The organism is Gimesia maris, from assembly GCF_008298035.1.
GTDB classification, from domain to species: domain Bacteria; phylum Planctomycetota; class Planctomycetia; order Planctomycetales; family Planctomycetaceae; genus Gimesia; species Gimesia maris.
Window position 1 is genome coordinate 2,856,844 of record NZ_CP042910.1, and the last position, 26,673, is coordinate 2,883,516.

General features: G+C 51.0%; 35 protein-coding genes. 31 read left to right on the forward strand and 4 right to left on the reverse strand.

What is annotated here, in order from left to right:
• Positions 1-4: 4 nt before the first annotated feature.
• Positions 5-577, forward strand: a complete 573-nt coding sequence (locus GmarT_RS10595) for an ester cyclase (protein ID WP_002648627.1) — start codon at positions 5-7, stop codon at positions 575-577.
• 195 nt (positions 578-772) lie between these two features.
• Here GmarT_RS10595 and GmarT_RS10600 read toward each other — a convergent pair whose 3' ends face one another.
• The gene (locus tag GmarT_RS10600) at positions 773-2,341 is read right to left on the reverse strand and encodes a glycoside hydrolase family protein (RefSeq protein ID WP_002648624.1); all 1,569 of its coding nucleotides are present in this window, start codon (positions 2,339-2,341) and stop codon (positions 773-775) included.
• Between the two features lie 249 nt (positions 2,342-2,590).
• Between GmarT_RS10600 and GmarT_RS10605 the strand changes: the two genes are divergently transcribed.
• From GmarT_RS10605 to GmarT_RS10650, 10 genes are all read left to right on the forward strand, one after another.
• On the forward strand, positions 2,591-3,451 hold the full coding sequence (locus GmarT_RS10605; protein WP_149302656.1) for a TIGR02452 family protein: 861 nt from the start codon (positions 2,591-2,593) through the stop codon (positions 3,449-3,451).
• A gap of 22 nt (positions 3,452-3,473) precedes the next feature.
• Complete coding sequence (locus GmarT_RS10610; RefSeq protein ID WP_149302658.1) at positions 3,474-3,944, forward strand: hypothetical protein; 471 nt, start codon at positions 3,474-3,476, stop codon at positions 3,942-3,944.
• Between the two features lie 199 nt (positions 3,945-4,143).
• Complete coding sequence (sugE, locus tag GmarT_RS10615; protein WP_149302661.1) at positions 4,144-4,464, forward strand: quaternary ammonium compound efflux SMR transporter SugE; 321 nt, start codon at positions 4,144-4,146, stop codon at positions 4,462-4,464.
• 157 nt (positions 4,465-4,621) lie between these two features.
• A complete protein-coding gene (locus GmarT_RS10620; RefSeq protein WP_149302664.1) occupies positions 4,622-5,167 on the forward strand; it encodes a cysteine hydrolase family protein in 546 nt (181 codons plus the stop codon).
• Positions 5,168-5,306: 139 nt separating this feature from the next.
• A complete protein-coding gene (locus GmarT_RS10625; protein WP_149302667.1) occupies positions 5,307-6,203 on the forward strand; it encodes a PH domain-containing protein in 897 nt (298 codons plus the stop codon).
• A gap of 159 nt (positions 6,204-6,362) precedes the next feature.
• On the forward strand, positions 6,363-7,541 hold the full coding sequence (locus GmarT_RS10630) for a serine hydrolase domain-containing protein (protein WP_149302670.1): 1,179 nt from the start codon (positions 6,363-6,365) through the stop codon (positions 7,539-7,541).
• A gap of 130 nt (positions 7,542-7,671) precedes the next feature.
• Positions 7,672-8,370 (forward strand): class I SAM-dependent DNA methyltransferase, encoded by a 699-nt coding sequence (locus GmarT_RS10635; RefSeq protein WP_002649363.1) that lies wholly within the window; start codon positions 7,672-7,674, stop codon positions 8,368-8,370.
• Between the two features lie 40 nt (positions 8,371-8,410).
• A complete protein-coding gene (locus GmarT_RS10640; RefSeq protein ID WP_002649362.1) occupies positions 8,411-8,890 on the forward strand; it encodes an SRPBCC family protein in 480 nt (159 codons plus the stop codon).
• 12 nt (positions 8,891-8,902) lie between these two features.
• Entirely contained in the window at positions 8,903-9,448 is a 546-nt protein-coding gene (locus GmarT_RS10645) for a hypothetical protein (protein ID WP_149302673.1), read from the forward strand.
• Between the two features lie 140 nt (positions 9,449-9,588).
• On the forward strand, positions 9,589-9,918 hold the full coding sequence (locus GmarT_RS10650) for a hypothetical protein (protein WP_002649360.1): 330 nt from the start codon (positions 9,589-9,591) through the stop codon (positions 9,916-9,918).
• Positions 9,919-9,963: 45 nt separating this feature from the next.
• On the opposite strand, the gene GmarT_RS10655 is transcribed toward GmarT_RS10650, so the two are convergent.
• Genes GmarT_RS10655 through GmarT_RS10665 form a run of 3 tightly spaced genes read right to left on the reverse strand, consistent with a single transcriptional unit; the run spans position 9,964 to position 11,334 of the window.
• Positions 9,964-10,473, reverse strand: coding sequence for a DinB family protein (locus tag GmarT_RS10655; RefSeq protein ID WP_002649359.1), 510 nt, complete (start codon positions 10,471-10,473; stop codon positions 9,964-9,966).
• A gap of 45 nt (positions 10,474-10,518) precedes the next feature.
• Positions 10,519-10,968, reverse strand: a complete 450-nt coding sequence (locus GmarT_RS10660) for an SRPBCC family protein (RefSeq protein ID WP_002649358.1) — start codon at positions 10,966-10,968, stop codon at positions 10,519-10,521.
• A 6-nt stretch (positions 10,969-10,974) separates the two neighbouring features.
• On the reverse strand, positions 10,975-11,334 hold the full coding sequence (locus tag GmarT_RS10665) for an ArsR/SmtB family transcription factor (RefSeq protein ID WP_044240327.1): 360 nt from the start codon (positions 11,332-11,334) through the stop codon (positions 10,975-10,977).
• A 453-nt stretch (positions 11,335-11,787) separates the two neighbouring features.
• On the opposite strand from GmarT_RS10665, the gene GmarT_RS10670 reads away from it, so the two are divergent.
• The 20 genes from GmarT_RS10670 to GmarT_RS10765 all read left to right on the forward strand — a co-directional run bounded on the left by GmarT_RS10670 (position 11,788) and on the right by GmarT_RS10765 (position 26,512).
• Entirely contained in the window at positions 11,788-12,108 is a 321-nt protein-coding gene (locus tag GmarT_RS10670; RefSeq protein ID WP_002649356.1) for a hypothetical protein, read from the forward strand.
• Positions 12,109-12,149: 41 nt separating this feature from the next.
• The gene (locus tag GmarT_RS10675; RefSeq protein WP_002649355.1) at positions 12,150-12,392 is read left to right on the forward strand and encodes a hypothetical protein; all 243 of its coding nucleotides are present in this window, start codon (positions 12,150-12,152) and stop codon (positions 12,390-12,392) included.
• Positions 12,393-12,481: 89 nt separating this feature from the next.
• Complete coding sequence (locus GmarT_RS10680; RefSeq protein ID WP_149302676.1) at positions 12,482-13,564, forward strand: hypothetical protein; 1,083 nt, start codon at positions 12,482-12,484, stop codon at positions 13,562-13,564.
• On the forward strand, positions 13,554-14,186 hold the full coding sequence (locus GmarT_RS10685; protein ID WP_002649353.1) for a hypothetical protein: 633 nt from the start codon (positions 13,554-13,556) through the stop codon (positions 14,184-14,186). The genes GmarT_RS10680 and GmarT_RS10685 overlap by 11 nt, the downstream gene beginning before the upstream one ends.
• A 154-nt stretch (positions 14,187-14,340) precedes the next feature.
• A complete protein-coding gene (locus tag GmarT_RS10690; protein WP_149302679.1) occupies positions 14,341-15,054 on the forward strand; it encodes a hypothetical protein in 714 nt (237 codons plus the stop codon).
• A gap of 132 nt (positions 15,055-15,186) precedes the next feature.
• Positions 15,187-15,621, forward strand: coding sequence for a hypothetical protein (locus GmarT_RS10695; protein WP_002649350.1), 435 nt, complete (start codon positions 15,187-15,189; stop codon positions 15,619-15,621).
• A 43-nt stretch (positions 15,622-15,664) separates the two neighbouring features.
• The gene (locus tag GmarT_RS10700; protein WP_002649349.1) at positions 15,665-16,183 is read left to right on the forward strand and encodes a hypothetical protein; all 519 of its coding nucleotides are present in this window, start codon (positions 15,665-15,667) and stop codon (positions 16,181-16,183) included.
• 12 nt (positions 16,184-16,195) lie between these two features.
• A complete protein-coding gene (locus GmarT_RS10705; RefSeq protein WP_002649348.1) occupies positions 16,196-16,438 on the forward strand; it encodes a DUF6868 family protein in 243 nt (80 codons plus the stop codon).
• Between the two features lie 32 nt (positions 16,439-16,470).
• Entirely contained in the window at positions 16,471-16,977 is a 507-nt protein-coding gene (locus GmarT_RS10710; protein ID WP_002649347.1) for a hypothetical protein, read from the forward strand.
• A gap of 124 nt (positions 16,978-17,101) precedes the next feature.
• Positions 17,102-17,551 (forward strand): hypothetical protein, encoded by a 450-nt coding sequence (locus GmarT_RS10715; protein WP_002649345.1) that lies wholly within the window; start codon positions 17,102-17,104, stop codon positions 17,549-17,551.
• Positions 17,552-17,954: 403 nt separating this feature from the next.
• Positions 17,955-18,368 carry a hypothetical protein gene (locus GmarT_RS10720; RefSeq protein WP_002649342.1) on the forward strand — a complete coding sequence of 138 codons (414 nt, stop codon included), beginning with the start codon at positions 17,955-17,957 and terminating at the stop codon, positions 18,366-18,368.
• 124 nt (positions 18,369-18,492) lie between these two features.
• Complete coding sequence (locus tag GmarT_RS10725; protein WP_002649341.1) at positions 18,493-19,122, forward strand: macro domain-containing protein; 630 nt, start codon at positions 18,493-18,495, stop codon at positions 19,120-19,122.
• Between the two features lie 60 nt (positions 19,123-19,182).
• The gene (locus GmarT_RS10730) at positions 19,183-19,875 is read left to right on the forward strand and encodes a hypothetical protein (protein WP_002649340.1); all 693 of its coding nucleotides are present in this window, start codon (positions 19,183-19,185) and stop codon (positions 19,873-19,875) included.
• A gap of 146 nt (positions 19,876-20,021) precedes the next feature.
• A complete protein-coding gene (locus GmarT_RS10735) occupies positions 20,022-21,521 on the forward strand; it encodes an SDR family oxidoreductase (RefSeq protein ID WP_002649339.1) in 1,500 nt (499 codons plus the stop codon).
• A 102-nt stretch (positions 21,522-21,623) separates the two neighbouring features.
• Positions 21,624-22,292 carry a pyroglutamyl-peptidase I gene (gene pcp, locus GmarT_RS10740; protein WP_002649338.1) on the forward strand — a complete coding sequence of 223 codons (669 nt, stop codon included), beginning with the start codon at positions 21,624-21,626 and terminating at the stop codon, positions 22,290-22,292.
• A 365-nt stretch (positions 22,293-22,657) separates the two neighbouring features.
• Positions 22,658-23,644, forward strand: a complete 987-nt coding sequence (locus tag GmarT_RS10745; RefSeq protein ID WP_002649337.1) for a DUF1559 domain-containing protein — start codon at positions 22,658-22,660, stop codon at positions 23,642-23,644.
• 72 nt (positions 23,645-23,716) lie between these two features.
• Positions 23,717-24,013, forward strand: coding sequence for a hypothetical protein (locus GmarT_RS10750; RefSeq protein ID WP_044240315.1), 297 nt, complete (start codon positions 23,717-23,719; stop codon positions 24,011-24,013).
• Positions 24,014-24,613: 600 nt separating this feature from the next.
• The gene (locus GmarT_RS10755) at positions 24,614-24,931 is read left to right on the forward strand and encodes a four-helix bundle copper-binding protein (protein WP_002649334.1); all 318 of its coding nucleotides are present in this window, start codon (positions 24,614-24,616) and stop codon (positions 24,929-24,931) included.
• A gap of 138 nt (positions 24,932-25,069) precedes the next feature.
• Complete coding sequence (locus tag GmarT_RS10760; protein WP_002649333.1) at positions 25,070-25,636, forward strand: type 1 glutamine amidotransferase domain-containing protein; 567 nt, start codon at positions 25,070-25,072, stop codon at positions 25,634-25,636.
• A 324-nt stretch (positions 25,637-25,960) separates the two neighbouring features.
• Complete coding sequence (locus GmarT_RS10765; RefSeq protein WP_002649332.1) at positions 25,961-26,512, forward strand: hypothetical protein; 552 nt, start codon at positions 25,961-25,963, stop codon at positions 26,510-26,512.
• Positions 26,513-26,673 lie beyond the last annotated feature (161 nt).

Genomic DNA, 26,673 nt, shown 5'->3' on the forward strand with positions numbered 1-26,673 from the left:
TCAAATGTATGAATTCGATATAGAACGTTTGACACCAGAGCAGCGGGCGATGGTGGAATTGTGGGAAGCGCACCTGGAGGCAGAGTTCGAAACAAAAGATGCGGATGCGTCTTGTGGCACGATGACCGAGGTGCCTTACGTGAATCATGTGCCTACCCTGACGGGTGGTATGGGACGTTCACATCTGAACCACTTTTATGCCAAGTATTTCATACCGAATATGCCGTCCGATCTGGAGACGGAAATGATCTCACGAACCGTGGGACTGGATCGCATCGTCGATGAATTTGTGATTCGCTGCACGCATTCTGTCGAAATGTACTGGTTACTTCCGGGGGTACCGGCGACAGGACGCCGGTTAGAATTTGTTGTGGTCGTGATTGTTTCATTCGAGGCAGGCAAGATGAGTGAGGAGCACATTCACTGGGACCAGGCTTCCGTACTGGTCCAGGCAGGGTTGATTGACCCGGAAAATCTGCCGGTGGCGGGGGCGGAAGCAGCAAGGAAGATGTTGGATCGGAATTCTGTTCCTTCGAATGCGTTGATTAAACGTGGTGTTTCTGATGAGTTGCTTTAAGTGATCATGGGCACCACGAATTTAATTACTACCACGAATGACCCGAAAAACACGAAAAGGATACTCTGACGGAAAGCGTTCGGTCTGGACTTTGATCAGTTGCTCTTTAATGGGAGATTTCACTGTCAATTTCCAGTTGCCTGTGGTAACCCCGAATTGCATTCGGGGTTACCCTGCTCTCATCTCAATAGTCGGCTATTCAAACTTGAACGAATACAAGTCCGCGTCTTTGAGTTTAATTTTTAATTTGACCGGTTTGCCGGCGAGTTTGCTGACGTCGGAGCCATTCTTCCAACTGACCGGGCGGGAGATGGTGTCGCCGAAGAGTTCGTTGCAGTCGGCTTCTGTGAAACCTGCGATCGGTTTGCCATCCGGGGTCTGCAGTTCGACGGTGATGCCGCCGGCGGCGGAGCTGGAGAAGTTGAGCTTGAGTTCTTTGCCTGTGAAGGTGATCGGTTTCGTTGTGATCTCTCCCCCTTTGAGTGGGGCGTTGATGGAGACGAAGCCGTCAATGCGCATGGTGTAGCGCCTGAGCTGACTGCTGTTGCCGGTCCAGTAACCTTCGGTGGCGTAGAGGGAAATTTCGTTGGGAGCGCCTTCCACATCGGATTTGGTTTCGACCATCTGCCAGCCAATGTATTGATGTCCGTAGGCCCAGGTTCCCTGGCGTTCGATGCCGGGACGCAGGAAGGCTTCGGGCCAGCGTTTGAAATTGACGCCGTCTCGGCTGGTCATGAACAGTCCCTCGGTGATCGCCATGCCGTAACGGTTGGAAATGGATGATCGCATTTTACGGTGCTTGTACTCGGGCAGTTCTTCCATCGATTTAGACCAGCCCCGCTCGATGTAGCGTGTGGGGAAGCCGACGAGGATGTGCGGGGCACGGTAGTAGGGTTTGATCTGGTTGGTATAAAGCTGCTCGGGAGGCGCGTCGCCGTATTTCAGGTCCTGGGGTTTGCTCCAGTGCAGCAGGTCTGGGGAAGTCGCGGTGCGGATATCACGCAGGCCGGAGGGTTTCCAGTCTTTTTCATTGGTCGTGCCTTTGGTGAAGTAACGCCAGTAGGCGCGGTATTGTCCGGTGGCGGGGTCCCAGAAGGCGAGGTTTTCTGAATCGAAGGCGCCGTCGGTGATGACCGGTTTTTCCGAGAGGAGTGACCAGTGAATGCCATCGGGGGATTTAAGCACCAGTAATCCGTGCGGGCCGCGCGAGCGGAGAATGGCTTTATATTTCGCATCTGCGGGACAGTTCGGGTTTTCATCTTTGAAGACAGCAGGGTGCACGGGATCGGGTTTGGCGGATTTCATCCAGTCGCGATAGGCTTTGCCGATGACGATGTTGTTGTTTTTATCCCCTGATTTTGGTGGAAAGGAAAAGAGTCCCAGGTCGGGGCGTTTCCAGTGGATTCCGTCGTCGCTCTCGGCATAGCAGGTGAAGTTGCTGTTGTTGGGGCCGAGTTTCTTTTCCTGCACATCGAGATGCCAGGCTTTGTAGTACATGCGGTATTTGTCGCCGTCTTTGAAGATACTCTGGTAGCCGCAGCCACTCCCCTCCCAGGGCTTGTCGTAGGTAAAGACGTTTTCGCGGGGCGTGGGATGATGCAGTTCGAAACGGGCTTCTTCACTGCGGGATTCGATCAGGGTGTCGTCGACCATGAGTTCCAGTCGGGAACCGATGTTAACGGGTTCTGCAGCGAAGGAAACGTCTGTTGTGAGAAACAGAAGCGTGAACAGAGCGAAGAGACACGGGATTGTCAGTCGTGGCATGATGTTATTCCTGATGCTGGAGTGTGTAGTGAGGAATTTTATTCTAACCAGATTTCGAAGCGGAATGAAAGTCTTGAGGGTGGTTTCGTTCGGTTAACTGGTTTTTACTACCACGAAAAACACGAAATGACACGAAAGTGAAAAAGCGGGCGAACCCTGATTTATTATTGCTTGTCGTATAATCTACACTAAGGTAGAATGTGGTAAAAGAAATAAGAATGAAAACAAGAATGAGAAAGGATTGTGACTATGAGTAGTCGAACAGGACGTGCGTATCTGGCAAAGACCACGCTGGAGGTCATGGAAGTGGGGCAGTATGTGAATCCACGGGGAGAGACGGTAGCGATTGCTGCAGAGATGGCAGCCTGCAATGCGGGTTCAGCCTGTTTTGAACCAGAGACGCTGGAACAGATGCGGGATGAAGTGGTGAAGAGCCCGGTTCCGTTTGTGGAAACTGAATTCCGTCTGGAGAATGAAACGACATTAGAAGGCGCACGCGCGCTGGCGGCGGATTCGACGACGGGGCGGATCGGTGTGTTAAATTTCGCGTCTGCAAAAAATCCGGGAGGTGGATTTCTGGGCGGCAGCCAGGCGCAGGAAGAGAGTCTGGCACGCAGTTCAGCGCTGTACGCTTCGCTGAATCTGTTTCACAGCCAGTACTACGAGACACATCGCAAGTTACGGAGCGCCTTTTATTCGGATCGCATGATTTACTCCCCTGCCTGTCCGGTATTTCGGGATGATGCGGGTTCGTTCCTGGAGTCGAGTTACCAGGTCGACTTCCTGACGAGTGCGGCTCCCAATGCGGGAGCGATTCAGAAGAATGAGTCCGTGCATGTAAGCGAGATTCCGCAGGTCTTCATGGCGCGTATGGATAAGGCGCTTGCTTTATTCGCTGCACAAGGTTGTCAGACACTGGTGCTGGGGGCCTGGGGTTGTGGTGTTTTTCGAAATTCTCCTGATCTGGTAGCGCGTTTGTTCTCTGAATTCCTGCAATCGGGTGGGCCTTATTTCGGGCGATTCAAACAGATTCGCTTTTCTGTACTTGACCGCAGTGAGGAAAAACCGATATTGAAAGCATTCACAAATTATTTTGAGCGCTCAAAGTAATGATCAGAGATATGAGGTATGAATGGGCTTCTTTGACAGGTTTAAATCGAAACCAGCGGCCACCACAGTCAGTAGTGCCGACAGTGTGGCACGGATTATGGTGGTGCTGGAATGCGATGGCGACCAGGTATTATTTATTTTGCTGGCCGACGATGGCACGATCAATCGGATGGGGACGGGTACGGAAGACAATCGGGAACAGGGACTGTTTATCGGGGTGATTGATACTGCTGCATTTGTGACAGTGCGCAGTGTCTGCAGTCCGGTCCTTGATGACTGGATCGGCGGGTATGGTGATCCGGATGCAGCGGGTAAGCCATGCAAACTGCTGGTGGGTTTTCAGACATCTGCCGGCGCAGAACTGTTGAGCCAGTGGGAGTACGGCACGGAATCCAAGGGACCGCCGGCTGAAGTAATTGCGGTGGTGAAGCAGGCCGTCCAGGCGACGGAAGACTGGTATGCGGAGCAGAAGGCGCTGTCAGCCGATGGTTGAGGATTGCTACTACGAAAAACATAAAATGCACGAAAATGTGCTGGTGATGTGAGGAGTGCAGGAACTTCACTTTTTCAATGAGACTTTGCAGACTTGCTGCTGTTGCCTAAGATGGCAGTATCGATCTGTCTGGAAGTGAGGACGACCTCACCGCTCCTGGTTCAGCGGGGACGGCCCCATCAGTGTGAAGGACTATACGATGTCGTGGCTGATTCTTATCCTGGCGGGTCTATTTGAAGTGGCCTGGGCCGTGGGCTTGAAATATACAGAAGGTTTTACGCGTCTGCTCCCTTCCCTCTGGACCATCGGTTCGATGATTGTCAGCCTGGGATTACTGGGGCTCGCGATGAAAACTCTGCCTCTGGGGACCGCTTATGCTGTCTGGGTCGGAGTCGGCGCCCTGGGAACAGTCATCCTGGGGGTCATACTGTTTCAGGAGCCGATCAATACGATTCGGGTTATCAGTGTGCTGTTGATCCTGACCGGGCTCATTGGTCTCAAACTGGGGGCGGCAGGCTAAACTGCCCGCGTATTCCACTTCTATAATATTTAATAAACTGGATTAAACTCTGAATGTCGTTTTTTACTACCACGAAAAACTCGAAATGACACGAAAAATGTGTTTTGATTTTATACTGGTGAAGTGAAATAGGCATGAGTTACTTGAAGGAGAAATTATGAGTCGTGCTTTGCTGGTGATAGATGTGCAGAACGAATATTTCACGGGAGCGCTGCCGATTACTTATCCGGCGGGTCATCTGGAGCAGATCCTGGTGGCGATGGATGCGGCTGCCGCGAAACAGGTGCCTGTGATTGTGGTGCAGCATCATATGACTGATCCGGACAAGCCGTTCTTTCAGAAAGGGACGCCGGGCTGGGAATTACATGATGAGGTGGCGAAGCGGCCGCGCGAACTGCTGCTTGAAAAGACGCTACCGGGCAGTTTCACCGGTACGGAACTGGAAGACTGGTTGCGGGAGCAGAGCATCGATACGGTGACGATTGCCGGGTATATGACACATATGTGTTGTGATACGACGGCTCGACAGGCGGTGCATCGGGGGTTTACGGTTGAGTTTTTGAGTGATGCGACAGGGACGCTGGCGCTGTCGAATTCAGCCGGTGAGGTGACGGCGGAAGAACTGCAGCGGTCGATTCTGTGTGCCCAGCAGATGATGCTGAGCGAAGTGCTGGACGTGGCGACCTGGATCGGGCGGCTGTAAGGAACTCAGGTTGGTGTCTTGAGGGGGCCCTGTGAAGAATTCATCGTAAATAAATGAAAATCATTTTGAACTGTTCGTGTGTTCTGGTTAAGATATTTTTCTACCCGCGAATCATTTCATCCTTGAGGAACGAACTCTCATGAGCACAGTCGACAGCCAGGCGGTTGATACCAAACTTACCCAGTTAAATTTGAAGCTTTCCCCCAATATTAATTATCGGCTGGAGACGATGTTCCCCAAGCTGGAGGGGATGTTTGCCAAGAGCGGAATCAAGAAAAAATTTCAACTGGTGAAACGTCTGGAACCATTGCTGGAAGAGATGCTGCTGGAAAAAGAAGAAGTGCTGTTCATCTCTAAAGGGAATCAGTCATCCTTCTCTGAGCAGTTTTTCATGGGAGCCCTCTGGGCCCAGACGATTAATCATACGGCGGTCGTGCTGACGAACTTTCGGCTGCTGTGTATCCGTACGAATGGCAAAGGCAAACCCAAGCGTACGTTCTGGTCGATTTATTACAGTCAGATCAAGGATCTGAAAAGTACGATCTTCGGAAACGCCAAGATCTGTCTCAAAGATGGCAAGAACCTGAATTATTCAGGGTTTCCAAAAATCGACCGCAAGACGATGCGGTCGGTATTTCTCGATGCTTATAAAACGTTTGACGAGAAAGGCTTCGATCCGGAAGTAACTCAGTCGCGTGAAAACCTGTGTGGCAACTGTTTTGCCGTCGTTCCCAAACACGATTACCACTGTGAAGCCTGTGGCGCGACGTTCTGGAAGCCGTCGGAAGTGGGAATTCGCAGTTTCTTCTTCCCGTCGTGGGGCGACTTTGTGATGAAGCATTATCCGGTTGCTTTTGCTGAGTTCTGTGGTTTTATGATTTTACTGGTCGTACTGGCTGCCGCGATTTCGAATGGTAATTACGGGTTTGCCGTGATTCTGTTTGTGCTGGCGAATGGTGGCGACGCCGCTATTACGGCGCAGATCGCGGCGAAAGGGCTGCATCTGAAATCGGTTCCTGAATCCCAGTCAGCCTGATCGTGCGACCTGTGCGGTTTAACAGTTGTGGTTTTTTGGATCTGAGGATTATTTGTGCGATGACTCCACAGCCGGCAGCGTTGATGCTCGATAAATAAAGCGGATGGTGGCAGCGGGAGCCATCCAGAATACAGTTGATCGAACATTGGAGAATAGCTTATGCGTATTATGCGGCCGCGGGTCTGTATGCTGATTTTGGGGATGAGTCTGATACTGCCAACTGGTGTGATGCAGGGGCAGACGATTAATCACAAACTGGAACCTTATCTGAAATCGGGCAATCTGCCGGCGGTCGCCGCCGCAGTGGTCGATCGGGGCGTGCTGACCGAATATGGTGTGGTCGGAACGCGGAAGATGGGTGCGGATATTCCGGTCACCATTCATGACAAGTTTCATCTGGGGTCCGATGGTAAAGCGATGACCGCGACCATCGCGGGCATGATGATTGAAGAAGGCAAGTTGAAATGGGATTCGACACTGGGCGACGTTTTTCCAGAGTTGAAAAAAACGATGGCGCCCGGCGTGGAGAAAGTGACGCTGGAGCAACTGCTCTCACATACGAGCGGCATGCGGGCCGACGATGAAAACCTGATGAAGCTGCTGAAAGATTCGTTTGACGTCGATGGAGATTTGAACGACCAGCGGTATTGGCTGTTAAAGGAATCGGTCAAGCTACCTCTCGTGGCAGAACCGTCAAAGGCGTGGGCTTATAACAATCGCGGGTATACCATTGCGGGTGCGATGATTGAACGCGTCAGCGGTAAAGCGTGGGACGAACTGATTGTGGAACGCATTTTTGAACCGTTCGAATTGACGACCGCCGGTCTGGGAACGCAGTCCACACTCGGAAAAATCGATGCACCGCTGGGGCATGTGGTACAGAAAGATGGCAAGGTCAAGTCATATATGGCCGGGCCGAACGCGGATAACTCGTTGATCCTCGGACCAGCGGGAACCTTGCACCTCTCGATTCTGGATTTAGCAACCTGGGCCGGGTGGAACGCCGGGAACGGGACGCGGGCGCCTTGCAATATCGTCAAGCCGGAAATGGTGGAGAAAATTCATACGCCTGTGTTTACGATCAAAGGGGAAAACCGTCCGGGAACGCCACCCGAAGGGAAATATGCACATGGCTGGGGTTGGGTGACTGTCGACTGGGCGCCGTATCCCCTGCTCTACCATGGCGGCTCGAATGGGAAAAACCTGGCGCAGATCTGGATCGATAAGAAAAAAGATATTGCGATTGTGATCATGACGAATATCGGCGGACAGCAGGCCGACGATGCTTTGCGCGGCATTGCGAAAGAACTGTACCAGGCTGCAACTGCGGGGTATTAACGCAGAAACAACGAATCAGATTGGGATCTGAAAACGACTCCGTTCTCTCATTTATTGTTGAGGGAGCGGAGTCGTGGTATAACGGTTGCGGGACTTTTTGTTTTTCACATCTGTCCGGAACTGACACACCATGTTAAATCCCATGTATTCCCGACACGCTGCCGAATATGCGACAGCGATCAGAGACAACAGCTATAATGCTTACTATGAACGCCCTTCTCTCTGCGCCCTGCTGCCGGAACTGCAGGGAAAACGGGTAATTGATCTGGGCTGTGGACCTGGTGAATACGTTGCTTACCTGGCATCCAGGGGCGCGACGGTGACCGCCGTTGACAGTTCTGCTGAGATGATCTCGCTGGTACAGCAGAAGCCAGGAAAAACTATCAACGCGTATGTGCAGGATCTTGCACAGGGCGTGCCTGATGAAGCGGACCAATCTTTTGATCTGGCCGTTTCTCCTTTGATGATTCATTACCTGGCAGATCTGACGCCTCTGTTCCGTGATGTGAAACGCATATTGAAGCCAGCGGGACTGTTTGTGTTTTCAACGCATCATCCGTTTGTGGACTATCAGTTCTCGCCGAGCGGCAATTATTTTCTGACGGAAAAAATCGTCGACGAGTGGGATACAATCGGTTCACCCGTGCGAGTGGAATATTATCGTCGGTCCCTTTCGACGTTAATGCAGGCATTGACGGATGCGGGCTTGTGCGTCGTAGAGATGAGTGAAGGCAAACCGGACGAACAGATGCAGCAGAGTGATCCAGAAAGCTATCACAAGTTGTCAACCGCGCCGGGATTTCTGTTTTTGAAGTGCCGTGTGATGTGAGTGCGTTGTATGAACAGTAACCGAATGATTGAGCCGGTTTATGGAATTGTGTTTTGAACAGACTGTTCCCGCTGATCGCGAGACGCTATTTCGGTTTCATGAAGATCCGGCTCATCTCGGGTTGCTGCTGGCGGAGTGGCCTGGCTTTCGCGTGTTGCGGCATGCGGGGCATATTCACCCCGGGGCCGAGACCTGGGTTGAGCAGATGATTGCAGGTTGTCTGCCTGTCGTGATGGGTTTTCGGCATGATCTCTATGAGCCTGGGCACCGCTTTGGTGAGACGCTGATTCATGGTCCGTTTTCCCGTTTCTCACACATTCATGAATTTGAAGAATTATCAGCCGGAACAATCGTACGGGATGTGTTGAATGTAGAACTGGCGTGGCAGTTTGGCGGGGCTCTGATGACGCGGACGTTTCTTGTTAAAGATTTACGCGCGGCGTTTGCGTTTCGGCATCGTTCCTTACTGCGTCTAGTGGATAGTGACGTGGTAAGCCGATTTGTGACGGAAACTGAATGAAGGTGAACGTTCATGGAAGTAGCGACATACATTTTATTCGGACTGGGTTGTCTGGGCGCGACGGATATTGCGCTGTACCACAGTTTTTCGCATGGGATCCGGAGTCACCCGGATGCGCGGGCCGAGCTGGTGGTGCACAGTCTGCGCGGGCCGACTTACGCTGCGCTGTTTCTGGTGATACCGAATTTGGTGCTGCAGGGCTTTTATTTCTGGTGTCTGCTGGCGCTGTTTGTTTTTGATATATTGATTTCGATTGTGGACTTTGCGCTGGAACGGGAGAGCCGTCGGTTGCTGGGAGGTCTGCCCAGCGGTGAGTACGTGCTGCATATCATCATTGCGATGCTGTTTGGTGGGCTGGTGACAGCGGTCTGTCTGGAAGCGGCTGCGTGGCGGAATGAGCCGACACAGATTATTTATGCGCCTGCGGCCGTTCCCGATGTGCTGCGGCTGGTGATGGCTGTGATGGCGCTGCTGGTGCTGTTTTCCGGAATTCAGGATGCGATCGCGGCGCGAAAACTGTATGCTGTACCGTTACGCGGAGATCACAGTAAGAAGTAATGGTTTCCAGAGCGATTCAGGGAGATTGAGATGATGGACGAGCCCGGTTTTTCGATCGACCGGAATTCAACCTGCTTCCTGTGACGGTTATTGTGCCATTGGCTCTGATGATTTTGATGCTGACCTAAAGGGAATCAAAAATGGCTCCTGAGATGATTGGCTTAATCGGCGCTGTCGGCGGCACTCTACTGGGTTTTCTGGGAGGCGTGTACGGTACCTGGAACAGCATTCAACAGACAAACGGGCCGCGGGAACGGACGTTTGTGGTGAAGCTGGCTGTACTCTACTGGATTGTGGTTCCCATATTTGTGGTGTTGGTATTTGTATTACCCGATCCCTGGAACTATTACATCTGGCTGCCTTACGGGCTGTGGCTGACCTCCACAATTCGTCGTAGCGCTCTTAGACAGCAGGCGATTCGGGAAGCGGAGGCTCGGGATGAATCGTTGCCACTGACTGAGGTGAAATGAAACGAACTCAAATCACCTCAGTGTTGTGATTCCGTTCAATGAGGCTTATCCAAACACGGGTTTCATACCAAGCGATGCGCGAATGGTGGTAATTTGACCGCCGTGAATGAAGTCATGCTGCGACAATGTATGCACTGCAGTAATCGCGTTTTCGGCAATCGATGCGATTGCTTCAGGAGAGGCTTGCCAAAGGGCGTCCCCTTCCAGAGTCTGGGCCCATTTGATGAATCGATTTCGTGCGGTTGTCATGCGTTCCAACAGTTCTTCCCGGTCAGGGTAGTCAGCAGGGTTATCACTGGGGGTGGTACCGTTCGTGAAACGTTCTCTGTGTTCTGCCGGCAGACAGCTGGGTTCATCAAGAAATGCAGAACTGAATGCATCATCGGCGAATGCCAGATGCCCCATGATCCACAGGGCATGGTTTCCACCGCCGACACGCAGATGCAACTGATCGTCGGATAAAGTCTCTAAAAGTGCCAATACAAAATTGCGAGAGCGATGCAGTTGCTCGATAGCGAGTTCGGCCAGGGAGAGTGTTTGTTGTTGCATCGACATGAGTCGTCTCCTGGTTTGGTTTGTAAGAGGTTGTTAACAGTGCGTTTAAACTGAATGTTCGGCTCGTTGTTTGATTTGTTCCAATATATACTCCCAGCCGGGGACAACGTTTTCCGCATGTGAGGGATCGATATGACCCGTGGCCCGATGCAGAAACTGCAGCGTGGTGGCGTCTCCCTTTTCAATAAGGCGATATTGCACGTGCGACATGACCGGATAAGACATAAAGAGTGGCCCGATGATTTCGATCAGCGCGGGGGGCTTGATCACCTGCACATGACCCCAAAGATGTCCGGCATTCTCTCCCAGATCGCGAAACCAGCGTCCGCCGGGCCAGGCTTCCAGTTTCATCGGGAGAGGTGTTCCGTCCGGCAGTGTAGAACCAGGGCCGATTTGTTCGAGCAGTGCTTCAAATGTCGTTTGAATGGGGGCCGCGATTTCCAGTTTGCGTTCAATGTGGAGTGATGAGAGTGAATTGTCTGTCGCTGAAACCATGATTGTTTATCCTTCTTTCTGTCTGCTGGATTTCTTTTGTTCCGCCGCTTTGACTTCCGCGACGGCTTTGATATTTAATAACTGGTGATCCCAGAAACGCTCGAATGTCTGGACCCAGTCAAAAACGGGTTTGAGCTGTTTCGCATTCAGACTGTACCAGCGGTGTTTGCCCTCTTGCCTGACAGTCACCAGATTCACCTCTCGCAAGACGCGAAGATGTTTGGAAATTTGCGGTTGCGGAACGCCGAGCGACTCAGCCAGATCGTTGACGGAACACGCTTTTCCCGCCAGTTGCTGGATGATGTCGCGTCGCCGCTGTTCGGCAATCGCGTTAAATGCGTCAGTGGTTGTGGGTGATCTAGGCATGCCGATCATTGTATTCCCATATGGGAATATGTAAAGAGAGGTTTTGCGAAAAAAATGATTTTCAATGAGGATTTTATATTTTCACTGACCTGCGTTGGATTATGGTAGTGATTGATACTTCGTGGCATCCACGTGCAAAGGTCGTTTGTCTGTTCTGTGTTGAGATGCCAGAATAGCATCGGTGGCTGCCCTGTTTGTATTCCTTGTGATTGCTGGAAAGAGATGTGGTGCTGTTGAGATGGATCCGATAAGTCAGGAAAGTGACTATAAGATTCCGTAGCTGTTTTCAAAATTGGTTGAGAAGAATTCGATATCGATTGCGAATAACTTTAATAGCTGATGTGTCCGATTCGATTGAGTGATCGAAAACAGCAGGCGTTTCGTAAGGCGGAGGTGGCTTCGAAGGAGATGCTGTGAATATTAAACGAATCCATTTCCAGGATGATGAGATCAATGAAAGCTGTTGAATACTTGTACCAGGCAAGTCCCTGGCTGTTGCTCTGCCTGGAAAGTATCGCACTGATTGTGGTACTGACCTGGCCTGCGGTCAAAGGAAAATGGTGGCTGGTCACTTCGCTGCTGGTGTTCGTGCTGGTTGGATTGTGTACTCAAATGCTGAGTTCCAGCTCCACTCTTTCCGAACCTGTTCTGCTGGGAGCGGATGAGTATCAGCAACTCTGGAATGACTGGTTTCAGTTAAGCTGTCTGGCTCTGGTGGGAAAAGTACTGTTTGTGATCGCCGTGTTTCAGTTAGGCGTAGGACTCAAACGATGACTGTCACCTGTTTCCAGTGACTATCATGCGAGGGAAATCTGATGGAACCCATGGAATTCTGTGTGCTGGCTGGATTGATTCTGGTGGTGATCGCCACTCCCTGCATGATGGTGGTGTTTATTAAGGATCTGTTTAGCCACAAAAACAGAACCCGATCAGGATCCGGCGGCGGTGGAATCATTGGTGCGATGATGGAGATGGACCGGATCGTGAATCCCGCGGGTCAGCATGTGCAGGAGGCGAAAGAAGTCGAACAGGAAGAAGAAGGCATCGGCGGCGAATAAGCTGCGGAAAAATGCTGATTTCATCTGCTGAATTCATTATAATACAGGGACGGTAACGAGACTGCGATCTGTTTTATCGGGAGGCGCGTGTGATTTCTGCTGTTTGTCCCCGTTGCAAAGAACCGATTCTCGACGAAGCGGTGCTGTTGTGGAATGACAGGCACTACTGCCGGAGTTGTGTGGAAGCGATTTCGCCTGACCTCTACACATTCGCGACAGAGGGGGGACAACTGGTCGATCTGCTTGAGCCAGACGATATCAGTGTGAGCCAATACTGGCGTCGTTTTCAATTCAAAGTCGGAATCGCCGGAGGTTTGCTCTTTCTATTACCTCTGACTGTCATGCTGATTCGAAACAATGCGCCCCTGGAAGTGGTCATCGGGTTCCAAGGTATCTGTCTGAGCTTTGTCATGTTCTATTGCTGGTGGATCTCCTGCGGAAAAGTGAAACATTTCCGTACCCATCTGCCGCGCAAGGTGGTTCTGGAGAGACTTCATATAAAAGTGGTGACTCCGGATGGAGAACAAACTTCACTCCTCACCGATTGCCAATGGAAGCCTGGTACGTCGTCTGCAGACGAAGTCCTGTTTGCCACCAGTCTGAAACAGGGCATGACGATTTATACGCCTGACGCCGTCATCAATTGCGGACATTCGTCTGAATTGTTGAAACCCTGGTGCGCCTTCTTTCGGTTAGTAGAACTGCCCGTATATACTCCGAGCCGGTTTCAGAATTTTCTCTCCCTGGTTGGTGGTGGTGTGGCAGGTTATCTGGTCGGCCTGTTGTCGGGGAAGCTTTACGCCATCGAGTTGAACAATCCCGCCTGGGAGTTCCTGTTGCCCATTCTGGGTGTACTGGATGGGGTCTGCCTGGTGGGACTCTCTATCATCAGTCGAAAACCCAGCTCAAGACTGGCTGATCAACTCCTCCACCCTGCTCTCTGGGGAGCGGAATTTTTCAAGATGGGGGGGAGTCTGGGATTTTTTGCCGGTTTTCGTCTGGGAATTCCTTCCGCAATCATATCGTGTCTGATCTGTGGCAGTCTCAATGCGATCATCGGTGGCTTCGCAGCCTGGCATTTCCGGTCTCAATTGCAGTTGCGAAAAAAGAATATGGTATTGAGAGCACCGGAAAAGCAGGCATCGAAAGCGGGGTACCGCTATGAAGTCTAAAGACTTGATCGTATACATTCTGTTTGCATTTTCTGCGATTGTTGCTTTACCATTATGCACATGGTTATTATTGGCTCCTTATGGAAGCGGATTGATTCTGTGTGTGACGATGATATATCTCTTCTCCTTTCTGGCAGCGCTGGTGATGCTGCCGATCGTGCTGGTGCGGCTCTGCTGGAAACAGACCCGTGCGCGTGCCCTGCTCTGGTTGCTGGTAATCGTCGTGTATGTTCCCTGTTTTCTGTTGGGGAACGCTTGGGAGCGGCGTGTCTGGACCGCCCGCTGGGAAGCGTTTTCGCATCGCAGTCAACCGCTCATTGCCGCGATCAATGATTATGAACGTCAGCATGGTGCGCCGCCTGAGTCGTTAACTGTGCTGGTTCCCGATTACCTGCCTGCCGTGCCCGATACCGGGATGCGGGCCTGTTCTGAATTTCAATATTTCACCGGTGAGGATGCCCGTCAACAGTATGCAGGCAATCCCTGGGCTCTGCAGGTGCTGCCACCTGTCTTCGGAGTGGGATTTGATCTGATGTTGTACTTTCCCAAACAGGACTATCCGGAAAACGGATATGGCGGCTGGCTGGAACGCGTGGGCGACTGGGCCTACGTGCATGAATGACCGCCGAAAGATTGAATTGCAGCGAAACCTGTTGATTTCTTTCAGATCTGGTTTACAAATAAAGGGTATCGCTTCTGCAGTATGAGAGAGATGTCGCGCTCAGATCTGTAGATTTGTGAATCTTGCATTTGTCATGTTGCGTAGTGATGGTTTCATGGAATTAAATTCAGAGCGGACAATGCGTAAACTGGCGAAAGCAAGGCTGACTGGCGGGGTGATTGCCTGCACTGCGATCTGTGTGACTCTGTTTTTTGCAAAGCTTGCGTTTGACTATCAACATACTTTTCGTGGGTGGATTTCAGCACATCCCATGGAGGTTATGCTGGATCTTTCACGACCTGGCACGGTGACCGTGCCTTTTCACCAGACCTGTAGTGTCTCCCATGGCGAAGGGGTTTTTGTGGATGGGGGGCTTAAAGATGATGGGGAACAAATACCGCAGGCTGAATTGAATGGTCTGTCCGGATCCATCGTGATCCAGAATGCAGCTGACGAGGAAATCGTCGCTCGCCATTTTAAAGTCAGCGAAGCGACGCTTTCTGACAGTCCTGGGAATTCAGGTTTGGTGAGCGGAGGGCAGATGCTCGTAGAAATTCCCACATTCAGTCAGGGTGAATACACGGCAACCATTACAATTGAGAAGGGAGTTGCAGCGCTTAGTGGTCAAACCCAGAGGCTCTACGCGAAATATCAGTTGTGTGGTTTGGAGCAGATCCCAGTGGTCGTATTGGGTTTTATTTCTTTTTGTGCCGGCGTTGTGGGATTATTCGCGCTAGTGGCGGTGCTCCCCGGGTTCTTAAGGAGCGGAATCTGGCGGGAGGTTATCAAGGCACCTCCCCCGCCCGAGAGTCAGTCGGAGGAGACCTGACCGCGGCGGAGACGAATCTGAGAATGGAATGAGTGTTGGGTGGCTGTTGCGGTTCAGGATGTGGTGTTAAACTTAATAAGTCAAAGTTACTGATTCATCACCTGAAAAATGACTTCACTCAGGAGCAATTCAATGTTATTCAGCTCAGATAAACTGCTGGCGATACTGGGGATTGCGGTCGCTTTATCTGCTTATCTGTCGGGGATTCGATTGTTTTTAATTCAGAAGATTCGTGAGATTCCCAAAGAAGACCCGGAGAAAGCAGAGAAAAAATTCGAGATTCAGAAACAGCTGGGGTGGCTGACACTGGCGGATGCTCCCATCGTTTTGTCTGCCTTCCTGCTGGGAGTGAAACTGCTGTGGTACCCCCTCACTGGTATCCCTGCTCCCGACTGGATCCTGTCACTGGGACTGTGGTTGTTTCTGCTGGCGGGCACCATGATGGTGATTCAGCATTTCCTGGCCTGGCATAAAACGCTGACCGAACTGTTGCCGATTGGGCTACTCGTCGTCATCGGCATTCTCATCATGTTTGCGTTGATGATCTGGAAAACATTTTTAATGTGAACACAGATCTCTTAAAATCAGTCGAAATCATATCAGGGGAATGATGGTGGAGATCAGACGTCTGTTAGAGAATCAGCAGAAGTGGACTGTCGAGGAATTACAGTCACTCTATGATCGTATCAGTGGAGAACCGGAGTTCTGCAACGCATTGGTGAAGCTGTTAGCTGATCCCGAGAGACAGCAGGCCGCCAGTTGGCTGTTGAAACAGGCGCTGGAAACAGGACAGGATGTCACTCGGATGGATTGGTCGCCTTATTACCGAAGTTTATCGGAACTACAAAACTGGGAAACGCAATTGCATCTACTGCAGTGCCTGCCTTACCTGACGATTGACACACGGGAAGTGAAGCAACTCGAACCATTTTTACGCCGCTGTCTGCAGAGTGAAAATAAATTTGTCAGAGCATGGGGCTATAACGGTTTCAATGAACTGGCACTGCAGCATGCTGACTTCAAACCGGAAGTGGATTCTTTACTGGCAGCGGCTCTGGAAGAAGAAGCCCCTTCCGTGAAAGCGCGCATCCGGAATATTTTGAAACAACGTCTTTCGCATGGCTTTTGAAGGGAAAATCGTATGGATCTGCAGACTCTGACCGCGTTTTTCATGTGGTGCACGATTGTGAATGGGTCAATCCTGATTGTGTGGACCCTGATTTTTCTGCTGGCGCCGGAACTGGTGTATCGATCGCAGAATGCCTGGATTCCGCTGCCTCGAGATTCGTTTAATGTGGTAATGTATTGCTTTATCGGCCTGTTCAAACTGCTGTTTCTGGTGTTTAATGCAGTACCTTATCTGGCTTTGCTGCTGATTACCTGAATCTGAATCAAAAGTGAAAATCTTATATTCTTATGACAGAGAAACCACCCTGGGAAAAATCAGGCCCGCTGCCCGGCGAACGGGACTTTGATCCTGATGCAGGAGACCTCGACGCGCAGGTCGCGTGGAAACACTTTGGTGGCCTGACGCTGTCGGAAGCCTATCAAAGGTTCCAGGAAGATCCGGAAAAGCATACAGAAGATTTCATGTATATGGGGGGCAAAGCGTTCGCCTATTATTTTCCGGTGCTGGAGCGTTACCTGCTGGTCACACCAGTCTGGCGCGAGGAAAACGGAGTGGAGTGGTGCCAGATTCTGGGGCTGGGAGCGGCGATTCAATTTCAGTTTACGAAAGAGACTCTACCGGAAGTACGGGAGCTGGTATCCCACGTGTTACAGCTGATTTCGTACGTGAAAGAATCGATCAAGGTGCATGTCGCCAGCGGCCATCCCTATATTTCCAATCCGGAAATCCAGCAGCATGTCATCGCAGAATGGGACGCGCTCGAACAGCATCTGCAGCAGTTAAAGGAGCAGTGAGCAGGTATGGCACTGGATGTGGGACTCGAACTGCTGGAAACTGCTGGCATTCGAGAGTCTGTCTCTGTTAAAATTAAAGCAGCCTTACTTTGTTCTGGTTGTTTCCAACGGGTAACGATCTGACATGAACCGAAAAAATCAATTCATCATGGCGGGAGTGATTCTGCTGGGAGTGGTCGCGACGATCTGGGTCGCGTTTTCTAAACCACCCCGCGAGGATATCGTTGTGTTCGCAGCAAAAGAGGGAGATCCCGGTCAGGAGCGTTTCGGTATCTATTATTCGTCGGACAAATCAAAACCAGATGCCCCTGCACTGAAAGGGATTCGGCAGAAGATTGTCTTAAAAAACGTCAAAGTTTCCACGAACCTCAAAACTCCCCGGATTGAATTTTTTCCTCCTCAACCTCAGACCGTTTCGAAGCAGATTAAAACGTTTGCGACTCCTGAAGGCTTAACGCTTGAAGGTTATGGACATAAAATTTCTGCCACCGCGCAAAGCGTGCAGGTTGATGGAAAAGACTATGCCTGGGATGAGACGCAGCCGATCATCATTACCGAGTCGCTTGAGAACTGATAGAAATCTGGTCTGTCAGACTGGCGATGCTGAGAATGAGTGACTCGACCTCTCTCCATTCATTCAGAATTCCCGTTTTCAAAATTGTAAAAAAATCTGAATTGCAGAAATCTGCAGGAATGCAGCAGAGCCGCGTGCAGATCGTTTCCGATTGTGAAAGATCTTGCACGATTTATGCAGAGGGCTGCAGTCGTGACAAATCAGATTCCTGTTTGAGAATTTGATGGATCAAAATTCTGCTTTCCCCCGAATAGGGTATCTCTATAATAATATCCAGGAAGAGCACAACACAGGCCCGGCAATGTTGCTGCTCTGATATGGTGCACGAACTGGAAAATGGATTTTTCGATTCGCTGGTTCTTTCCTCATTTTTAATCGAGATAAGCCAATTCAAAAACAAATATTGAAAAACATTCTGATCTATCTTGGCGCGGGTCTGGTGTGTGTAGGTCTGTTGTTCTGGTCTCTGGAATCATTTAACGCTTCTCAGGGACACTGGGAAGCAGAAATTGGTCAGGCGGAAACACAACTGGCGCTGACATTGAGACTGGCGGGTCGCGAGGATCGACCTTTCAACCGTCAGATTGTGATTACAGATCGCGAAGCGGTTACTTACCCGGCGGGAATCTTTTCACTACCCGATCAGGCAGCACAGATGCCGGGCAACAGACAGACCTTCCAGGATACGACGATCCGTCCGGGGCGTGTGACCTTTCAATGGGAAGGTCACGAATTCGACCTGATGCTGAATGGTCTGAGAGTGGACGGGAAACAGTATGACTGGAAAGATCAGACGCCGATTGCGCTGGTGCGTTGAGTCAAAGCGATTTGTCAAAGCGGAGCAGGCATTTCAGGAATTCTCTGAATTTAAGTGCTTGACCTGAGTGTGAGTGAATTGGTATAAAACCTGTCTAGCATTCAGAAAGGTGCCCTGCTCTTTTATGGCTCTGCCCATTGATCTCTGGTTGATTCATCCCGAATCAGAAATGTGTGATGCATTTCAAACACGTTTTGAAAGTCTCCCTCGTGTAACGGTCATCGAAAGCCGTTTTGAAGACCTCCCCCCGCACGACTGTTTTGTGACCGCCGCGAATGCCTTCGGGATTATGAATGCGGGCATCGATGCCGCCGTGATCCACTTTCATGGCGTCGAACTGATGCAGCGGATTCAGCATCGCATCCTGGATGAGTATCTGGGCGAGCAGCCGATCGGCACTTCTTTAATCGAGCCTACCGGCAATTCGGATTATCCTTATGTGGCCCACAGTCCGACGATGCGTGTACCCGGTTCGATTTCCGGAACCGACAAAGTGTATGCGGCGACCTGGGCTTCGCTGCTGGCCGTGTATCAGCACAACGTGCGACAGACGGATGAAAGGCAGAAGATTAACTCGGTCGTATTTCCCGCGATGGGAGCCGGCTTCGGGAATGTGCCTTACAAAGAGGTGGCCCGCCAGATGGCGGTCGCTTACGCGCATTATCTGAGTCCACCTCACCGGATGAACTGGGATACGGTGATTGGCCGCCAGAAAGCGATTGCCTACGACGAGGGGAAACTGGTGGTCCGTTGAAATCTATTTGTGCTATAATACAGTCAGAAAAAATGGTACATTTTAGAAAAGTTTTCAGCGATGAATCTGATTGAGAACCCAGAAGAACAGATCATTTCGCCAGCGGTTGAGGATTGGCAGGGACAAGAATCCGGGTTTGTATTTGAGATCAACACGCTCGCCTGTTTTTATACGGTCTGGGCGTTTTGTTTTGCTTTTTATGGTTTGAAAGTTAATGATTTCAATCGACTGAAATTTGAGCCGCCTGCCTTTGGTTTTCTACAGGTAGTAGGAGATCAATTTACTTCCCTGGGATATAATCTGCTCTTCTTTTGTCTTGTCTCATCCGCACTGTTTACCGGTCTTCTGTTTGGGCTGCGTGCGGTTTTACCAGTCCACTTCAAGAAGTATCTGTGCTGGAGACTGCCTGCAGGATTTCAGTTTCCAAAGAAGGTGAATCGTGCCTGGCCTGCCGTGCTGTCGGCCTGTATAAGTTTCGCTTCTACTACGGTTCTGTTTTTTGCCTTCACGCATCTGCGTGCAGAACGATCTCGGGGGCAAGCCGTAGTGTGGTATGAGGGACCTGCAGCTGATTATATAAACTGGGTTTTCGTAGCAGGTTGGACTCTCTCATATCTGGCAGTTTACTTCGCGGCATTCACAGACAGTTATTTTGCCAGTCGCTGGAACTGGCTGGGTAAATTTGCGTCAGGCGTCATTGGTGTTAACCTTACTGCTTCCCTTATTATCATGGTAGTTGTCTACGAAGACTGACATGAGAATTCTATGTCCACGACGCATAACCACACCAGTTCCTGAGAAATATCAGAAATTCTCCCCTCAACATCTGCAGTGTCGGTACTATAAATCTTGATATGATATCAAGTTCTATTTCCTGTTAAGCGAAAGTGAAATCATAGATGGTTGAGAATGAACAAGCGGCGAATTCCACAGCCGACCTGGTTCTGCTGACTGGTGCGACCGGTTATGTCGGCGGACGATTGCTGCAGGCACTAGAACAGCGGGGACAGCGACTGCGGTGTCTGGCGCGGCGGCCTGAAAATCTGCGTGCGCGGGTGGGGGAAAATATTGAAGTTGTAGCCGGCGATGTGCTGGATGCGGAGACACTGCCGCCAGCGCTGGAGGGCGTGAAGGTGGCGTATTACCTGATTCACTCGATGGGTGAGAAAGGTTCGTTTGAAGAGAATGACCGCCGGGCTGCTGAGAATTTTGCCAACGCGGCCCGGGACGCGGGTGTCGAGCGGATCATCTATCTGGGTGGACTGGGGAATGAAGCAGAAACACTCTCGCCACATCTGCGGAGTCGCCAGGAAGTGGGACAGATCCTGCGAGAGTCGGGCGTGCGGGTGCTGGAGTTTCGGGCGTCGATTGTGATCGGTTCGGGCAGCCTGTCGTTTGAAATGATCCGCTCTCTGGTGGAACGTCTACCCGTTATGATTACACCCAAATGGGTCATGCGGTCGGCACAGCCGATTGCGATTGAGGACCTGATCGCTTATCTGACTGCAGCGCTGGATGTGTCGTTACCGGAAAGCCGAGTGTATGAGATTGGCGGAGCCGACGAAGTTTCATACGCGGAAATTATGCGCGTGTATGCCCGCTGTCGCGAGATTCGCTTGCGTATGATTCCGGTGCCGGTACTGACGCCTTACCTGTCGAGTCTGTGGTTAGGTCTGGTGACGCCGCTCTATGCCCGCATTGGTCGCAAGCTGATTGAAAGTATCGTGCATTCAACGGTTGTGCAGGATCAGAGTGCGTTGCAGGCGTTCGATATCAAACCGATGGGCATTGAAGCCGCGATCCAGCGGGCGTTGATCAATGAAGAACAGGAGTTTGCTGAGACGCGCTGGTCGGATTCGCTGTCTTCGTCGGGTTCCCTGCCCACCTGGACCGGGGTCCGTTTCGGAACGCGGTTTATTGATTCCCGTTCTGTTGATGTCGCGCGACCTGCAGAGATCACGTTTACGCCGATTCGCAGGATTGGCGGCGATACGGGCTGGTATGCCTGCAACTGGTTGTGGCATCTGCGGGGCTGGCTGGACCTGTTGGTCGGCGGGATTGGTGTGAGACGGGGACGGGCGAACGCAGAAACGCTGCGTGTCGGCGATACGGTCGATTTCTGGCGGGTTGAAGCTTATGAACCGAATCGGCGGTTGCGACTGCTGGCGGAGATGAAGCTGCCTGGTCGTGCGTGGCTGGAATTCGAAGTGACCGGCACAGGTGAGACGTCGACGATCACGCAGACAGCGATCTTCGATCCCGTGGGGCTGTGGGGGCGATTGTACTGGTATGCGGTCTGCCCGCTGCATCACTTTGTGTTTTCCGGGATGATTCACAACATCGCGGCTGCTGCAGAAGCGATTCCGGAACGTGATACAGGTTCTGCAGAAATCGGGTAGCTTCCCTGCTCTCATTTGCGTTAAATTATTCGGCAGGCTGCCTGTTGTATGACTCAGTAAACTGCAGACAGCACAATTATTCACTCTGACGTGAGGCAACTCATGAAAAAAGTTTTGCTGACTGGTTTTGAAGCCTATGGTTATACGCCGATCAACCCCGCTGAATCGGTGGCGCGGGCGCTGGAGGGGACAACAGTTGGAGACGCGGAGATTGTCTCGCGGATTGTGCCGAATACGTTTTTTAAATGTATCGATTTCGTCACCGCAGCGATCGAAGAAGTCCAGCCGGAACTGGTGGTGATGATGGGCGAATACGGGGGCCGGTCGATGGTTACCGTAGAGCGACTGGCACAGAACCTGAATGACGGGACGCGGTACGGTTTAACCGACAATGCGGGCCAGTCACCGCAGGAGGATTTGACGGCTGCAGAGGGGCCCGTTGCGTATTATGCGACGCTTCCCCTGCGCGCCATGGTCAAAGCGATGCGGGAGGCAGGCGTTCCCGCCGACATCTCGGATGCAGGGGGAACGTTCTGCTGCAATCACCTGATGTATGGCGTTCTGCATTATCTCGCACAGAAGCAGTCAGCCATCCGGACGGGTTGGATTCATCTCCCGTTTCTACCCGCGGTGGCGGCCCTGGAGGAAAATCTGGGGTCTCCCAGCATGTCTGTTGAGACTGCCGTCGCGGGAGTGAAAATGGGGATTCAGGCAGCCCTGGACTATCCTGAGGATCTCAATGAAGCCAGCCCTTCCCGCCTGTTGATATGACGTAAAGACCTATATGTAAGTTGTTTATATCAATCGGTAGATGTCCGAAATGGATTTCGACATTTTTCTCCGCTTTCTTATGAAGCGACTTGACGCTTTCCTTTCTGGCTCGCTATATTGTTGATATTGAGACTCAGTGTCAGTTTTGTGTCTGGGCTCAATAAGAATCAATGTTTCGTTTCCGGATTAGCCCGCAAAAGGTATCAGGACCAACGCGAAGGCAGTGTTGAGAGTATTTGATTGCTCCCCTGTTCTTCTGAAATAGAGGTCTCCTCAGTAGCCAGCCAATCGCTCCGGCGAGTTTCACGTCCATGTGGGATGTGAATGACCCCTTTACTGGTTTCCAACTGAAGGAGATACCCACCATGTTGTCTCGTACAACACATCGTCCCCGTTTCCGCGCTCCGCAGCGCGCTGGTTTTACTCTGATCGAACTACTGGTCGTGATTGCGATTATTGCGATTCTGATTGCGTTGCTGTTACCCGCCGTTCAACAGGCACGTGAAGCGGCTCGCCGTTCGCAGTGTAAGAATAATCTGAAACAGGTCGCCCTGGCGACTCATAATTTCCACGATACGTTTTTGCGGTTCCCGTTTGCGGTTTCAGACTATGAAGTCACTGCTGATCTGTCGGATCCGAATAATTTACCTGGTGCGACCTGGATCACGGGACATATTGAAATTATGCCCTACCTGGAACAGGATGCCGTAGCACGGCGCTGGGATAAAGAGCAGCCACGAAACAGCACTGATGATTCGGATGGAGATGGCTTCACCAATGCGATGCTGGTGCAGATGATCGTTCCCACATTTTTATGCCCCTCAATGACAATGCCCAGTGCACCCCTTAGCGATAACCGGGCTCCTGCCAGTTACATTTTCTGTTCAGGGACAAAGGATCCGATGCATTTTCAATATCCCGGTGCTTTTGCTGCTGAGGAAGCATTCGATGGTGCAATTATTCCGAGGCGATTAAATCCCAATGACTCTGCAAGTCCCAGTTATCAGAAAAAAACAAAAATGCGTGATATTACAGATGGGACAACCAATACGTTCCTGTTAGGGGAAACTGATTTTGCACCCCAGGGTAAACCATCAACTACCTATGGCTGTGTCTGGGCTTATGGATATATCGGCTACTCATGGGGGAATACTTATCATCGCTTTAATAACCATAAAGTAAACTCTGCGGATCTATTTTATACCTACGGTGCTTTTCGCAGCCAGCATCCTGGAGGAGCACATTTCGCAATGGCAGATGGTTCCGTCCATTTTCTTTCAGAAAATATTAACTATGAATTGTACCAGGCACTCTCGACTCGTGCCGATGGTGAGATCGTTGAATTTCCTTAATCATAGGTTGAATACCAGGCTGCGACTCGCATGAAAATATACCGGTCGCATGCCTGTGTTCAGGAGAGAAATATGTTTCGTGTTGTGTGTGTGCTACTATTGCTGTGGCCAGTGTTGCTGACTGGTTGTGGCGGTTCTGATTCTGATGTGCAGATTGGCGTTCCCTCTGATGTTTCCACGCCTCCACCAATCTCGCTGGATGAATGGAATCAGATGACGGACATCAATCAGAAATATGATGTTGACACCCTGGAGCGATTGAGAGCCAGTGATCCCGAGCTGGAAAGTGAGAATGCCTGGAACCAGTTTATGAAAGAGGTGGTCATGCCAAAAATGAAAGAGGAACAACCACGTCCTCCACAACATTAACCTGCTCTTCAGGTTTAGCGATTCGTCTTCTGCATCCTCAACCGGCATGAGCAACCAGGGCGGGTCAACGTACTGTGAGCTGGGATCTTCCTGCTATTGAATAGCTGTTCGATTTCAAATCACCTCTGTTTCCGCAGTCGATCAACCGCTGTGAGAAGTCTGGATGTCAGAGCTTCTCACAGCGGGGATTGACGCTGCCCTGCTCCCTACAGCCATTCTGTCGCAGTTCGCTGTTGTAACAGAATCTGCTCTGCGCGTTTACCACTCAGGTTGTCTGACACGCGACCGCCATTCCAGGCAAATCTCCGCGCCAACTCCTGTATTTACAGGATCTTCTTTGAATGCTGCTCACCGGCATACGATTTGCGTTCTGATTTTCTCAGCTTCGAAACAGCAACCAATATTGCGCGTACGCGTTGAACAACTTTGAAGTCAGGACAGATAGATACCCATATCTGTGATTGTCCTTTATTCGAAAGACTGTTTCCGGTTTTACTGTAGCGTTTTCCGGGCCATTCAGGCCGAGTGTATTTGTTTGGGAGACGCTACGGTGAAATGCGATGTGGTCAAAAATCATATACCATTTTAAGGAGGAAGAAAATGAGTCTCAAACAATCCTGTATCGACGCCTGTCTGAAATGCGCGACAGACTGTGAATTCTGTCTGGACGCCATGATTGGAAAAGAGAGCGATAACGACTGCCCTCACTGCTGTCGCGAGTGTGTTGATATCTGTCTTTATACAGCGCAGGCGCTGGCCCGTAACAGCAAATATTCATCACAGATCAGCCAGTTATGCGCTGACATCTGTACCTGGTGCGCAGAGCAGTGTGAGGCCCACGAACATTATCACTGTCAGGCATGCGCCGCTTCCTGTCGGAAGTGTGCCGCGGAATGCAAAGAAATCGTCACTGTCTGACAGTCGTTGTATTCCAGGGGAGCAACATGATTCAATTGTCTTCCGCACCCATGGCGGCTGTAGAGGAAATTGTGAACTTACTCCCCTGGTCCCGTAGAAGCAGATCATTTTTCAAAGAAACAATCGAGGTTTAATCTTATGTCGAAATTTAATTTAGAGGGAAAGCGAATTGCATTTCTGGTAACCGATGGATTTGAGCAGGTCGAACTGACTGAGCCCTGGGAGGCAGCCCTGCAGGCAGGTGCGGATGTGCAACTGATCTCATTGAATGCAGGCAAGGTTCAGGGAGTGCATCACGATGAAAAAGGCGATCAGTTTGCGGTCGATCAAACCGTCGATGAAGTGAGCGCGGAGGATTTTCAGGGACTGGTGCTTCCCGGCGGCGTATTCAGCCCTGATGCGCTGCGGGTGCATGAAACCGCAATGGACTTTGTGCGCGACTTCTTCAAGCAGGGAAAACCGGTAGCCGCGATCTGCCATGGCCCCTGGTCACTGGTGGAAGCAGATGTGGTCTCTGGTCGTCGTGTGACCTCTTGGCCGAGTCTGAAGACCGACCTCAAAAATGCCGGCGCGACGTGGGTGGATGAGGAATGCGTCTGCGATGAAGGCCTGGTGACCAGCCGTAATCCGGATGATCTGCCTGCGTTCTGTAGTAAAATGCTGGAAGAGTTTGCCGAAGGGAAACACGCAAAACAGACCGCTTGATTAGTTTGATTCAGCCGGGACAATTTACGCCCGGATTGAGCTGAGAAAAACATGCCAGGACGTACCCTGCAGTGGATGTGATTTAATCACAAGCAGAGATCCATTGCAGGGCGTTCTGCATTAATGGGTTGAATCAAAAGTCGTGCGGGTTGTTGCGATGCCCGTATCGAGTTGATTGTTAAGTGTTTGTTTAAGTGCATCTCGGCGTGTTGACTTCGGAAAATGCTGTGCCATAATAAGTGTTCGTGTGGCCAGGGTTCTGTTCTGGAAGAGAGATTCCTGGTTTATGTGATGTCGAAAATTGACTGAAGTGAGCAGCTTATCATGGCAGCAGAAGAATATCAGAGACCGCGACGTAAGCGCAAACGAAAATCGACCGCTGAAGGGTTGACGAACACGAAAAAGTCAACGGGTGTGAAAACGGAGACCAGTCAGAAAGGTAAGAAAAAGAAAGCGAAATCACAGGCTGATGAACCGTCAACACATAAACTCATCGCGCTGGTGATGCTGGGGATTGCGGTGTTTGGCTGGGCGTGTGCTGCAGCCGCTTATGCACATGTGAAAGAGGGCTGGCGCAACAACGAAACCGAACGCTTCGCTGCCGAAAACGGAGGCGATCTGGAATCTGAACTTCATACCACGCGACGTCGAGCCGCCCGGAGCGCGATGCTCAAGACCGCCTTTGTTTCGCTGATGGATTTCATTGGAAATGCGTTCCGCCAGATCCCTAATTTCTTCTCGGTGGTCGCGTTTACTTTTTCAGAACGTCTGTGGCTGGTGATATTGTTCGCGGTTCTCGAAGGAGGCGCCGTGGGACTGGGGTACATCATGGAAAAAGTAGGCGAAGGTTTTGTTGATACGCCTGAGTACCCGTAGACACTTTCCCTTACGTTCTTTCGTGGTAGAAAAGATAAAACGCTTCTATCAGTCTCATCAATGTCGTGAAGTTCGCTTGAAACCCTCCTGACGTGCGGATACATGGACCTGTACCCTGCTCTGAGAGAGTTGGTTCTGTTCCTCTCAATGGAACACTTTCT